7 protein-coding genes and 1 pseudogene are annotated in these 14,039 nt (G+C 35.3%); 4 read left to right on the plus strand and 4 right to left on the minus strand.

All coding sequences use genetic code 11. The annotated features are described in order from the left end of the window. The first annotated feature begins 33 nt into the window (after nucleotides 1-33). The 4 genes from J4050_RS13360 (at nucleotide 34) to J4050_RS13375 (ending at nucleotide 6,394) form a co-directional block, all read left to right on the plus strand. The gene (locus J4050_RS13360) at nucleotides 34-1,701 is read left to right on the plus strand and encodes a formate--tetrahydrofolate ligase (protein WP_208155093.1); all 1,668 of its coding nucleotides are present in this window, start codon (nucleotides 34-36) and stop codon (nucleotides 1,699-1,701) included. 154 nt (nucleotides 1,702-1,855) lie between these two features. Beyond that, nucleotides 1,856-2,434 carry an RNA polymerase sigma factor gene (locus J4050_RS13365; protein ID WP_208155094.1) on the plus strand — a complete coding sequence of 193 codons (579 nt, stop codon included), beginning with the start codon at nucleotides 1,856-1,858 and terminating at the stop codon, nucleotides 2,432-2,434. 5 nt (nucleotides 2,435-2,439) lie between these two features. Further along, the gene (locus tag J4050_RS13370; RefSeq protein WP_208155095.1) at nucleotides 2,440-3,174 is read left to right on the plus strand and encodes a tetratricopeptide repeat protein; all 735 of its coding nucleotides are present in this window, start codon (nucleotides 2,440-2,442) and stop codon (nucleotides 3,172-3,174) included. Between the two features lies 1 nt (nucleotide 3,175). After that, entirely contained in the window at nucleotides 3,176-6,394 is a 3,219-nt protein-coding gene (locus J4050_RS13375; RefSeq protein ID WP_208155096.1) for a CHAT domain-containing protein, read from the plus strand. Between the two features lie 315 nt (nucleotides 6,395-6,709). Here the strand turns inward: J4050_RS13375 and J4050_RS13380 are convergent, their stop codons facing one another. The 4 genes and pseudogenes from J4050_RS13380 to J4050_RS13390 form a co-directional block, all read right to left on the minus strand. Next, nucleotides 6,710-8,608 (minus strand): serine hydrolase, encoded by a 1,899-nt coding sequence (locus J4050_RS13380; RefSeq protein ID WP_208155097.1) that lies wholly within the window; start codon nucleotides 8,606-8,608, stop codon nucleotides 6,710-6,712. 64 nt (nucleotides 8,609-8,672) lie between these two features. Then, nucleotides 8,673-9,130: pseudogene (locus tag J4050_RS15340) on the minus strand (TrmH family RNA methyltransferase). A gap of 188 nt (nucleotides 9,131-9,318) precedes the next feature. Next, nucleotides 9,319-13,404 (minus strand): T9SS-dependent choice-of-anchor J family protein, encoded by a 4,086-nt coding sequence (locus tag J4050_RS13385; RefSeq protein WP_208155098.1) that lies wholly within the window; start codon nucleotides 13,402-13,404, stop codon nucleotides 9,319-9,321. Between the two features lie 53 nt (nucleotides 13,405-13,457). Continuing rightward, nucleotides 13,458-14,039, minus strand: a 582-nt coding sequence (locus J4050_RS13390; protein WP_208155099.1) for a T9SS type A sorting domain-containing protein, incomplete at its 5' end; no start/stop codon positions are given.

The raw sequence follows: 14,039 nt of genomic DNA on the forward strand, positions 1-14,039 counted from the left end.
CTAAATTTGGGTTCAAACTATTTGAGTTATACCATGACCGATCTTCAGATTGCCAAAAAAGTTACACTAAAGCCTATTACAGAAATTGCTAAAAAGTTTGGAATTGACCCAAACACCATTGAAATGTATGGAAAAGATAAGGCCAAAATACCATTATCGTGCATCAATAGAAACAAAGCGCGGCAGAGTAATCTCATATTGGTATCCGCAATTTCACCAACACCTGCCGGAGAGGGCAAAACGACTATTTCCATAGGATTATCTGAAGCACTTAACCAACTCCATAAAAAAACTACTGTGGTTCTAAGAGAGCCCTCTTTAGGTCCTGTTTTTGGTATAAAAGGTGGAGCCACAGGAGGTGGTTATTCTCAAGTACTACCATTAGAAGATATCAATTTACATTTTACAGGAGATTTTTCAGGTATTGAAAAAGCCCATAATCTTCTTGCCGCAATAATTGACAACAATATTCAAAGCAAAACCAATTCCTTAGGTCTAGATCCAAGAACTATTACTTGGAAGCGGGTTATAGATATGAACGACCGCTCTCTTAGGCGCATTATAGTTGGGCTTGGAGGAACCACTTCTGGTATTCCAAGAGAGACGGGTTTTGATATTACCGCCGCTTCTGAAATCATGGCAATTTTATGTATCTCTAAAGATCTTGGAGATTTAAAAAAACGTTTAGGTAATATTTTTATTGGCTATACTTTTTCAAAAAAACCCATTTTTGCCAGAGATTTAAAGGTTGCTGGTGCCATGGCTACATTATTACAGCATGCTATTAAACCCAATTTAGTACAAACCATGGAAGGCAATCCTGCCATAATACATGGTGGCCCTTTTGCTAATATTGCTCAAGGTACCAACTCAGTTATAGGGACATTAATGGGAATGACCTATTCTGACTATACAGTTACAGAAGCTGGTTTCGGATTTGATTTAGGAGCAGAAAAGTTTTTTGATATTAAATGCCAAAGCGCAAACCTTTCTCCAAAGGCGGTAGTGTTAACTACTACGATTAGAGCGTTAAAATATCATGGTGGTGCAGATTTAAAATCATTAGACCAACCAAATATTGATGCATTGCGTTTAGGGCTTCCTAATTTAGAAAAACACCTGGAGAATATTCAACGTTTTAGAGTCACTCCTATTATTGCCATTAACAAGTTTAAGACAGATACCAAAGAAGAAATTCAAATGATAAAGGATTTGGCTAAGATTAAAAATGTACGTGTTGCAGTAGCAAACGTTTGGGCTAAAGGCGGTAAAGGAGCTATTGACTTAGCAAAACATATCATTGAGGTTGCAGAAACTTGTAAAACTAAGTTTAAACCACTTTATAATTGGGATATGCCCATTGAAACTAAAATTGAGACCATAGCTCAAAAAATATATGGTGCTGAACATGTAGATTATAACTCTACCGCTAAACGACATCTCAAACAGATTAAAGCCTTAGGACTTGAGAACCTTCCGATTTGTGTTGCCAAAACTCAAAAGTCTTTATCAGACAACCCAAATTTATTAGGCCGCCCAAAGGACTTTATTATCACTGTAAGGGAGATTGAGATTGCTTCTGGTGCCGGATTTTTAATTCCAATTACCGGAGAAATAATGCGGATGCCTGGTCTTCCGGCACATCCAGCTTCTGAAGGGATTGACATCAGCGATTCTGGTGAAATTTCTGGATTATTCTAATTTAATACACAAAAACTAAGGTTTTTAAACTTTTAAGGTATTAATTCATTGATAAATCCAAGGTTATCTAATAACATAATTTATGGTCCAAAATAAATCGTGTTTATTATTTAAGGTTTGAAAACTCAAGGTATTCTCTTATATTTAATAAAAAATGCAAGAGAAACCAACAATTTCAATGGGGCAGCCTCTCATCACTGCCATTAAGCAAAATGACTCTTTAGGTTTAAAGCAGTTGTATGTGACGAATTATCCAAAAATTGAATTATTGGTTTTAAAAAACAGTGGTACTAAAGACCAAGCAAAGGACGTCTATCAAGAGGCTTTTTTAGCACTTTGGCAGAATATAAAGCAAGATAAATTTATACCAAAAACTGAATCTTCTATAAATGGCTATCTCTACACCATTGCAAAAAACAAATGGATGGATGTATTACGCTCCCAAGGCTTCAAAAAAACGATTGTAACATCTCAAATTCCAAATTATGAGATTTCAGAAGAAGAAAATAATGGTATTGATGATGACATTTTAAAAAACCAACGATTACAAGATGTAATGCAAGCCTTTAACAAATTAGGTGAGGCATGCAGAAGCTTATTACGTATGTTTTATTTTGAGAAGAGACCGATGAATATTATTGCTGAAGAACTTAGCATAGACTCGGCTTCAACCAGAAATAAAAAATATAGGTGTATGCAAAAACTGAAGCAAATTGCCCTAAACGAAAATTAATAGCAATGGATGAGAAGTATAACATATCGCAATCCGAATTTGAACTTATAGAACAATATCTAAATGATAATCTTGATGCAGCTACAACTCAACAAGTACTGGAGCAAATTGAGAAGAATCCTATTTTTAAAACTAAAGTAGACACCGTAAAAACCATAATTGCTGGTATTGAAAGTCAGGCATTAAAAAATGAACTTGATGTATTCCATGAAGACTTAGAGCAGAAGTCGCGAAGTACGACTACAAAAAGTCTAAATAATAAACCTTGGTGGCGACCTTTAGCTGTAGCTGCTGTTATTATCATTGCCGCGGGAAGTTATTTTTGGTTAGGCGAAAATGCTACGGATAAACTGTACAACGCCTATTACACCGTTGATCCCGGATTACCAACAAACATGGGTGGTAATACCATGTACGAATTTAACAAAGCCATGGTCTCTTATAAACAGGGTAAATATACTGAAGCCATAAGTGGTTGGAAAGATTTGGCAAAACAAAAACAAGATAATGATACGTTGAACTACTTTTTAGGTTCTGCATTTCTGGCCAGCGATAGCATTGAAAATGCGATTAAATATCTTGAAAAAACAACAGAACAAAGTGGTTCTACTTTTAGAGAGGAAGCATTATATTATTTAGGATTGGCACATCTTAAAAATGGAAATAAAACATTGGCTATTAAAGCCCTAAAACAATCACAATTACCCCAAGTTAAAGAAATAATAGAGCAACTTGATTAATATGTTACGTTTAAATGCTAAAACATTATTACTATTAAAAGCATTTCTATGCATTTGGTTTTTAGGATTTGGTCAAAATCAGCATAAAAAGGACTTAACCAGCATAGATAAACTCATGAAAAATGAGGAGTTTAATATCGCTAAAGCCATTGCCAATAAAAAAATAGATTCATTAATTAGTGAAAATAGTTTTTATCAACTAACAGACTACGCTTATTATCTTGGACGTATTGAATTTAAAATTAACGGTAAATCTAGTGCCATTAAAACTGTAAATGATTTAACGGAAAACATCTATAATAAAACCACCAACTTAAAAGTGTTAAGGCAACTGGCCCTGGAGACTGGTAGTTTTTACGAATCTATAAACGACTCGGAGACCGCGAGGCAATTTAACATCAAAGCACTAGAGCTAACAAAGCAGATGCCAAATGCCAAAGGACAGGATTTAGCTCTTGTTCAAAGCAATCTTGGTGTATATTCTTCTAGACTTGGTGATATTGCAACTGCAGCTAGGTATCATCAAGACGCGTTAGAATCTCTTAATTCTGATTCGGAAGCAGATCCAGATAGTTACTACATTAGTTATAATTCTTTAGGTGCGATGATGTGGTATTCTTCAAAATTTGATAGTGCCGTTTACTACTATAAAAAGGCCGAAAAGGTGTTAAAAACGTTAGAACAAACCCCTTGGAACAAATATTACCGTGCAGCGTCTTTAAATAATAATATTGGTGGTATTTATAGTATTCAAGGTGATATGGATGGATCACTTATGGCGATGCAAAATACAGTGAAATATCTAAATAGTTTTCTGAAGGAAGACATTAGCGAAACGAGACGTAATCATGCTTCTCAATTCTTATTTCAGGCCATAGATAACTACGGCGGGCTTTACAAGGATATGGGCGACTACAAAAAGGCTAAGCAACTTTTAATGTTGTCTTACAGACAGAAACGTGATTTTTTTGATTCTGATAGTCCAGAAATTGCTAAGAGCTTAGTATTGCTTGGCCAGATAGAATCCTCGCTTCACAACTATAATTCAGCAGAACAATATCTTGATGAGGGTATAGCTTCTTTTAAGGCAAATCCTGGAGACTATACATATTGGCTCGGTGATGCCTATTACCACAAGGCTATGTTGAAAAACTTAGTGAGGCATAGAGATTCAACAAAATTTTATTTGGCATTGGCTAAGACTAATTATGAAATCTCACTAGGGGATTATTATGATGAAGTTTATCTAGACTTCATTATCAATTCCTCAAACTTTTATGCCTTATATGGTGATGCGGATTTGGCTCTTAATATGGCTGAGAGTGCCTTAACTTATATTAGAAAAAATCAAGGAAGAAAAACATTATTAGAGTATTACCAGCTTTTAAATCTTGCTGATATAAATTATAAATTAGAGAATTATGAAGAGAGTTTAGGCTATACCGACCAAGCGATAAACCTTCTTAATTCTAATGAGCTTGCAAAAAATAGCAAACTCAATAAACTACAGGTAGAAAGCAATAAAATTTCTGCAATACTACTTAAGATAAAGACCCTTTTTAATCTCTCATCTAACAATGATGAAGCAGAATTAAATCGTCAGTTAGAACTTATCGATGAAGGACTCGTTTTATTAGAGCGAAAAAAGAGCATTTTAAGTAGTGAATCTTCTACGGCAATATTAATTCAGGATAATGTTGAGCTTTTTAAAATTGCTAAAAGAATTTGTCTCAACTTATTTGAAATTACGAACGACATAAGTTATATGGAAAAGCTTTTAGCTTACCATGAATCTATGGTTTACCACAAAATTAGAACAAGATTAAATTCTAAATCAGCTAACCTTACCGCTAAGCTACCAGCAGAAGTAATTGAAAAAGAATCTCAACTAAAATCAAAACTCAATAGCGCATTATCCGAAGATAGAGACTTTAATGCATTTGTAACTAAAGAGAAGGAATGGAATAGCTTTTTAAGGGAGCTAAAACAAGAATATCCAGATTATTATGACTTGAGATATGCCTCTATAATCGAAGATTTAGGAAATATAACTTCTAAAATTCCCAAAAACACAACCATTGTTAGATACATTTATTTGGAAGATAATCTCCTAGCTTTGATTATCACTGAGTCAGATATTAAAGTGTACCAACTAGCAGATAAAACTATATCGGACGATATTTTCATACTTAACAAAAAACTAGAGACACTGCAACCACCCTTTAAAACTTTACATAAATTGTATAGTGCTCTCTGGCAACCTTTTGAAAACGACTTAAACACGGAGAATATCGTAATCATACCAGATGAGAATTTATTCAATCTAAGCTTTGAATTATTAACAGCGGAAAAATGTAATACTAACACCGAACTGGTTAATACTAGTTTATTATCTAAATACCTTATTTCTTATAATTACAGTTTTCATTTATTAGAAAAGGACAGTCAACCTATAGGTTACGACTCCAATTTTATAGCCTTTGCACCTGAATTTAGTGATGATATGAAAACGGAATATAAAATTGGAATTAAGGATTCTATTAACCTCGATTATTCGTATTTAAAGCTATTGCCCCAACCTTTCGCCAAAGAACTTGCCAACCAGTATTCTAGGATTTTCGATGGTAGTTCTTTTTTGAATGAAAAGGCGTCTAAAGCTGTTTTTACTGCCAAAGCGAAAGAACACAAAATCATTCACATTGGAACCCATGCCGAATCTGATAATGTAAGTCCTGAATTTTCGAGACTCATTTTTGCTAAAGAAAATCCCGATGATAATAATTCATTGTATACGTATGAAATCTATAATCAAGATTTATCGTCTAACCTCGCGATCCTCACAGCTTGCGAAACTGGTAAGCCAACTTATCAGCCCGGTGAGGGCATGATATCCTTAGCTCATGCATTTAATTATGCAGGTAGTGAAAGTATTTTAACCAGTTTATGGAAAATTGACGAAAAATCAAGCGCCCAAATAATTGAATATTTCTATGATTATCTTAATAACGGACTACCTAAAGATAAAGCCCTACAGCAAGCCAAACTAAAATACATATCCACTTCTCAGGGTAGAACTTTAGCTCCTCAGTATTGGGCTGGCCTAGTTTTAATTGGCGATGTTTCGCCCATAGAAATTAATAGTTCTAATCAGCTATATTGGCTCCTTGGGTTACTTATAGTTATTATTGTTTTTGCCGGTATTAGATTAATAAATCGTTGATACTTTTGTGTACTGAATTTTTTGAGCACAGAAGCTTTAACAAAAAAAAACTTCTCATATTCACGTTTTTAAAACGTTAATTCCGAACAAAGACGATTATCTCAACAATCTGTATTACTCAAAATATTAGTTAAAACCGTATCCCTTTTTACTAATTTCCATAATCGAATTGAGATTTGGCAAAATATTCTTGTTCTACAAATTTCTTCAGAGACAAAAAACATTCTATCGAATTGAAATATAGTTTCTATGAAATCTAACCACAAAAAAAGGGGGGTTTATAAACCCCCTATTAAATACTCTTTATAAACATCTTTATTTCTTGATAAATCTGTAGGACGCATTGGAGGCTGCAAAATCTAATTTTAAGATATACATACCAGAATTAAGTTTACCAGTTTCTAAAGTATTAAAAGCGTTTTCTAAAACGCCTTTTAGAAGTAATTTACCCATGATATCATAAACAGAATACTGAACAGTTCCAATATTATTTTTAAATTCAACATTAACAACATCGTCTGTAATCGATGGGTAAACATCTACAAAATTTTCTATGTTAGCATCCCCTATACTCAAAGCATTGGTATTCTGAATCAGTTCTTCAGAATTGCCCAATAGATATAGTGCGTTGTTGCCTGTCGTAGTATTCTTGTTGTATTCGTAAACTCTAAAAACATAATCAGTGCCTTCGATTAAACCATTTACAATTGTAGTTGATTCCGTTCCATTATAAATTACAAAAGTACCGTCACCAAGATTATCTCCAAGTCCAAAAGTAGAATTTGCAGCATAATCGGTCCCATCTAGTGGATAAGAATCAAAGTTACTATTGGTATTCATGGCAGAGGTCAATTCTTTTGCCACAACTAGTCGCGAAGTTCCATTTCCATTGATCCAAGATAATTCCATAGTGTTTTGCGTAATATTAGAAGCTTGTAGATTTGATGCATTAACCGATGGCCATTCCATTAAATCGTGACTAGGAAATGTTGCGGTTCCAGAGATACAATTCCATCCCAAGCCATCTAATGCACCCCAAAATGCATTAGAATTAGATCCTACTGCGCGCTTATTTAATATTATGGCCCATGTATAGCCACCACTGGTACGCACAAAATAACTTGCCGTACCATCAACAGCACCAGAATGCCACCAATTATTTGCAGCGTTTACACTCCAACCCTTTGCATAATAGCTGGCTGCGCCTGAAGGTGTAGTCATTGTAGAAATTGTTGATGCTGATAAAATATCTGGCTTTGTTGAAAACCCGTCTACAGCAACCAATAATCTCGCTAGGTCCCTTGCTGTAGCAATCCAACCTCCATGACCATCCATTGCTTCTATGCTAAATCCACCATACTCCCAAGGTACTACATTACCAGAGCCATAAAGATCTAGGGTTGTATAACCATTACCCACATATTCCCCCTCACGTTCACGCCTTTCATCTTGTCTATTTTTACCAATGTACATATCAAAAATACCTAAAGGATGAAAAATTTCTTGCTGCATCCAAGACTCGTAATCCATACCTGACACTTCCTCTATGATTTCGCTCAGCACTAAATAACCCATATTTGAGTAAGCATAGGTTGTACCCGGCTCATAATTTAAAGTCTTTTCTAGTACATATCGTATTAAGTGCTCCTCCCTAACCGGATACGTTTCCCCAAAAGTATCTGAAATATGTAACGGCGCAACAATTGGATCACAACCACTAAAGTACCAAGGGTATGGTGCTGTTGGACTCGGAAAGCAATTAACATTTCTATCCCACCCAGCAGTGTGTTCTAATAAGTTTTGAACTGTAATGTCGTAAACCCTTGTATCTGTTATGTTTGCTTGTGTAAAATACCAATGGTTTTCTAAAAGCCCTCCAGTTCCAAAAACCTTATCATTTAAATCAATACTGCCGTTCTCCACCATTTTCATAATCCCAATTGAGGTGATTGGTTTTGATACACTAGCTATTCTAAACATATGATGCGGTTGAGTCACCTCAGTTAAGTTTAAGTCCGCATTACCAAAGCCTCTAGAATAGACTAATTTCCCATCTTTTGCCAAAGCCATGGTTAGGCCTGGAATATCAAAGGTGTTCATAAAGTTAGTGATCTGAGAATCACAATGGGACATTTCAGGAACAGAAATTCCCGTCTGTGCAGATGTTAAGAACGAAAGTATTGAGGCAATAGAAAAAAGTACTAGTGGTTTCATATGAAATCATTTTGAAGGTTAATATATTATGACATCGAGACAATTTCAAAATGTCATCAAACCCTTATGACCTTGGCTTAATCAATTGGAAATCACACATAACAATGTTACAGTTAATATAAACATTTTGAAAGACTTGAGATTTAAATTTTACCAAAAAACGACTCTTTTCAATGGCTTGTTTAGGTAAACCATGATCTTCTGCATCCAATAAATATACGAAGCGCCTTGATGGTGAAAGGTCTCCAAATCTACAGCCGTGACTGTAATTTCAGCATCAACTAATGGCGCCCCCTTGGGTGAATTTTCTAAGAAATCGTCGAAGGTCTCGTAATGAAAATAAGGCATTGCTTTCACGGTATTGTGTGTGTCACAAGACTTTTTGACATAGCGGTTATCTATAGTGTAGATAAAGCTTGCGCCTAGATTTTAGGCCAAACGCTACAGTCTACCTCAATTTCCTAAGGTTTTACCGTTTTGGATACCAATTCCAAAAAATTTATTAGTGAAATTATCTGTTATGGTGTTGCAAAAATAAAAATAACCGAGATAGTTAATAACTCACTGCGGTTAAAAAGGGAATACTTCTGACTGTAATCAGATAGCTAATGAAGTGATTAATATAACGAGTTGTTTGAGTTTAAAAGTAAAATGCAAAAAAAAAGGCTTCCAAATAATTGGAAACCTCTTTTCGCTATTAATCAGGGATACTATTTCTTAATAAATTTCTTATTTACAGCTGTTCCGTTTATAGACAACTTTACAAAATACACTCCACTTGGCAAAGAGCTAACATTAGTGTTTAGGTAGCCGTTAAAAATCTCTTCCGGACTTACTGTTAGTACTCTTTTACCTAAGGTATCGAATATCTCAATAGGCTGATCTACCTGAAAGTTTGATAAAAGTTCAAGAGTTAAATCATCCTCTGCTGGATTAGGATATAAAAAAATATTTTTCTGAAGTAAATCCACATCAGTAATACTCAATATTTCTTGACCCAAAACTTCACCAGAGAATGTAAGCTCAGATTCACCTTCATTATATACAGTTTCCACAGCATACCTATATAGTTCATTGGTGTCAATCATACTTAAATCTATATCTTCAAATGAAAGGTCGGACACAGGACCAGTGTTTATTTGATCCCAGTTAGTAATATCAGGAAACTCACTTGCAAGACCTCGATAAACATTGTAAGAAACGGATTCATTGTTGGTTGTAGGAGTACCATCAGTTAGCGTATTTACTCTTACATGAAAAGCCATAAAAAATGTCCCGCCACCCAGAAATGGAGACACCAACGTAATGGGTTGTCCTGGATATTTAATTACAGCAGAATCCTCTTCACTTGGAAGTGTAAAGTCAATTGCCAAGGAACTTGTGCTCTCAACATTATTTTGCCAATGTACCATTACAGCGATATTATCTGTCACCACAATATTTGGAATTTCTATAGTCTGTGTTGAATCATTTAGAATTAGAAATGGCTCACTTGATGCAATTATGTTTTCTGTGGCCACATCAAAAATATCAATGGTCACAAAATCTTCTGCAAGGTTAAAAACATCTGTTCTAATCTCAACACTTGTAATGGTAGTTATTTCGGTAATCTCAAATTCATTTCCTAGCCAAACCTCTTCGAGAGGTTCATTAGTATAGCTATTAGAAATGACATCCGTATCGCGTTGAAGTTTCTCTTTAGCACTTAGTTTAGGTGTTTTCCACGTAACATCAGGATTGCCAGAGGTATCCACAATAACATCAAAAGGACTTATGAACTCTTCATCCATAATTATATCGCCTAAGTTTAAATCCGAATTTCCAGGTGTAGCTGAAACAGTTCTTGTAAAATAGCCATATAGTGTGGTCGCAACCTCATAGGCAGTATCTTCAAATGTATCTGGAAATATAAATACTCCATTAGAATCCGTTGTAACTGTCTGAATGACATTACCATCCTCGGTTAGAACTACATCAACTTGACTTAACGGTGTCGATAAATCGTTACTACCATAAACGGTTCCGAAAATAGAAACCTCTGCTAACGGCACCAACACAAAATCCTGAACTTGGTTTGCGCTGTTTAATTCTAAATTTATTGTTTGTGCTGCATACCCTATTTGGCTTACTGTAATTTCATAGATACCATACGGTAAACTCGGAAAAGTATAATTACCGTTAGAATCTGTTTGCGCCGAAATACTAGATCCCAATATTGAAATTGTTGCATTTTCAATGGGTAATGCCGTATTACTATCCGTTACTGTACCTGTTAATATAGAATTTGATGATGCAGGATCAATAACAAATCTCGTAAAGGCTACATCACTCGTTGGACCCCAGAAATCAGGAGGACTCAAAGGATTTAATTGGAAGACATCAAATGCACCTATTGTTCGAGTTGGTCCGGATGTAATATCAGCAGTTAGAAATCTAAAAATCGCTGGCGGCCATTCAGGGTCATACTGAAAGGTTCTTACCACTACATCTTCTATCCCATTAATCATTACAGGCTGATTGAAGGGAATATATAAATCTCGATTATTACCAGGCAAAAACTCAACCTCACCATCAAAAACCAATACGAGTTCTTCGGTAGGTGTCCAACCATTATCTAAATTATCCAAATTGGATTGTGCAATCCATACCTGCAATGGGTATGTAGTTACCTTTTCAGAAGGTAACAGGTTATCATATTTATAAGCCATTCCATATGCCATTCCTGGGGTACTGAACTCTTCGTTATAGTACAGAGTCTCTGCTAAATCATCTTCTCCAAGAGTATTGGTATTTCCGTTAGGAGTAAAAGGTATGAAACCGCGTTGATTAGGACTTCCAATACTATTTAAAACAACTGTATTAGGTACTATACTGACATTAGTCTGGAAATAAGTTGTATTATCAGACGTATTTTCATCCTGCGAATAGTCAATTTCAAAATATAAACGCTTATCAGCTAGCTCAGTAAAGGTATAATCTATAGTGATGGTTCCATACTCCCAACTACTTAGATTTACTCCTGAAACAGAAGCTAATTCAATGCCAGGTGCTTCCATTAGTTTTACCGTATAATCCGTTCCTAAAACCGGAAGTGACCCTGCATTTCTAATAGTACATTCAAAACGTTCACTAGTATTTTGTCTAGCTAAAAAATAAATATCGCTATTGATTATCCTTAAATCATTATTAAATTGATGTAGTTCCGCATCAGAGGTGAACAAATCAAATTTAGATTCGCCATAACCACCTGTCGAAGTTGATACTATTCCTATTTGGTTAATACCTGCAGCAGCAGAAATATCAATTTCCCTCAAGGCCCAATTTGAATTTGAACTATTAGCAATAGTTGCTATAGTGTTAACCTGGCCAGTTGTACCGTCCTTGTAAACTAAGGTATGATTGGCCGAAAAAAATTGAGATGTTTTAATATAAAACCTAAAAATATCACCGTTCTCAATATTCAGCAATGGAGTGTACAAGGTATCTGAAATCTCTCCGAAGAAATTATTATCGACCGCGGAAACATAATAAAAATCGCCATCAACAGGCGTGTCAAAATTAATATCATCCAACGTCCCAAAATTCATACTCCAACCTTCTGGTGGAAATTTGGGACCTTCAAAACTCTCAAAAAAGACGCTGTTAGAAACAGAAGATGTAAAACTATCATTATTAGGGTTATTATCTCCAAATGCATCTAAGGTCGCTGTAATGGTATTTATCCCTTCTGGAAAATTAAATGTGCCTATCGTAATTGTCTTTGTTTCTCCTGGAAGGATATTTAAACTGGAACTTGTAAAAGGGTTTTGTGAAACACCATTAACTTCCCAAGTGATCTCAGCTATATCTATTGGGTTTGACCCAAAATTCTCAACCGCAACCTTGACATCAATAGTTCCATTTATGGGAACCAAACCAACTGGTGTAATTTCTACAATTCCACCATCTCTTATCGGTGAAATATCAAAGCTCGTTTGAACGTCGTTATTACTATCATCAAAATCATCTGTAAGGACTAAACCAGCAGTAATGTCATAGGACCCTATGGCATCAAAATTGAAATTCCCTAAGGCAATACTTTCCGTTTCCCCCGGTAAAATTACAAGCGTATTATCAGTAAATGTCGTTTGCGCAACTCCATTAACTTCCCATGGAATAGAAACTTCATTAATTACTGTCTGGCCGTAATTCTTTAACTGAACTATTACAGGAAGGATTGCAGGATTCTCTGATACGCCAATAGGACTTGAAAATCCAACAAATCCAGCATCGGTAAAATTAGGTGGGGATACTGAAACATCGTCTATATTCCACGCATGAAAAGTACCTTCATGTCTAAAGGCCACATGGATTGTTTGTCCAGTATAACCAATTAAATCAATTGTTCGTTCTTCCCATGAAATATCGTTTAAACTATTGGATTCGAATACTTCCACAAATTCACCATCATTAGGATTGGAACTGCCTGTAGAAATCAATACAGTTGCTTTATCATAGAATTCAGTATTACTATGAATTTCCCAAAATTTCAATTGATAGGAGTTATTTACCACATTTATTGCAGGTGATACCATCCAATTATCCGCTTGCTCATTACTTATACTCGAATAGGCCGAGCCAGATCCTGTATTGGCATTACCATTAAAATCATCTCTCCAACCATCGAATGCTTGGCCTAAGACATAAAATTCCCAGTCTTGTGGAGGCCAAGATTCAAAACCTTCCTGTAAGGTGTTTTGTGATTCTGAAATTCCAATTATGAATAAAACACTTAAGAGTGTAAATAGTTTTTTCATAGTATTTTTAATTAAAAAGTCGCACCATTCAATAAATGGTGCGACATAAATTATTAGTGTTTTAATATGGTTTTAGTGATGGTATTCCCATCAGCAATTATTCTTAGAATATAGCTTCCGCCAGGTAATTCTGATAGGTCGAGCTGGTGATTAGAACTATTTTCTAAACTGACAGTTGACACTTTCTGACCCAATAACGAATACACTTCAATATCTACTTGTGCATGCGTACTACCAAATTGGATATTTAAATCACTTTCTACTGGATTTGGATAAAACTGTACTTCAAAATTATCTGGCACATCATTTATACTAAGTGAATCAATATTTACACAATCTGATGTTACTGACGTAGCACAAGCCGTATTAGAAATTATAACGGCATAACTTCCATTGATTGTAGCTGTAAAGGACTGATTAGTTTCATTTGGAAGTGGTGCATTTCCATTGTTACAATCAATCCATTGATATGTTATTCCTGGCCCACTTTCATTAGCCGTTAAAACTTCATTATTCTGACTAATCGAATTATCAATACTAAGCTCTGCCCCCTGGACCTCGAAGACCGCCACTGTAGGCGTCGGGTTGTTAGGGTCCGTGTTGGCACAGTCGACCGTAATCTGGCCCGTTACGTC

The organism is Winogradskyella pelagia, assembly GCF_017581965.1.
In the GTDB taxonomy this organism is placed as follows: domain Bacteria; phylum Bacteroidota; class Bacteroidia; order Flavobacteriales; family Flavobacteriaceae; genus Winogradskyella; species Winogradskyella pelagia.

Excerpts from the sequence above, each read along its gene's own strand:
- J4050_RS13365 (WP_208155094.1), top strand. The coding sequence starts at position 1,856 with ATGCAAGAGAAACCAACAATTTCAATGGGGCAGCCTCTCATCACTGCC.
- J4050_RS13385 (WP_208155098.1), bottom strand. The coding sequence starts at position 13,404 with ATGAAAAAACTATTTACACTCTTAAGTGTTTTATTCATAATTGGAATT.
- J4050_RS13380 (WP_208155097.1), bottom strand. The coding sequence starts at position 8,608 with ATGAAACCACTAGTACTTTTTTCTATTGCCTCAATACTTTCGTTCTTA.
- J4050_RS13375 (WP_208155096.1), top strand. The coding sequence starts at position 3,176 with ATGTTACGTTTAAATGCTAAAACATTATTACTATTAAAAGCATTTCTA.
- J4050_RS13360 (WP_208155093.1), top strand. The coding sequence starts at position 34 with ATGACCGATCTTCAGATTGCCAAAAAAGTTACACTAAAGCCTATTACA.
- J4050_RS13370 (WP_208155095.1), top strand. The coding sequence starts at position 2,440 with ATGGATGAGAAGTATAACATATCGCAATCCGAATTTGAACTTATAGAA.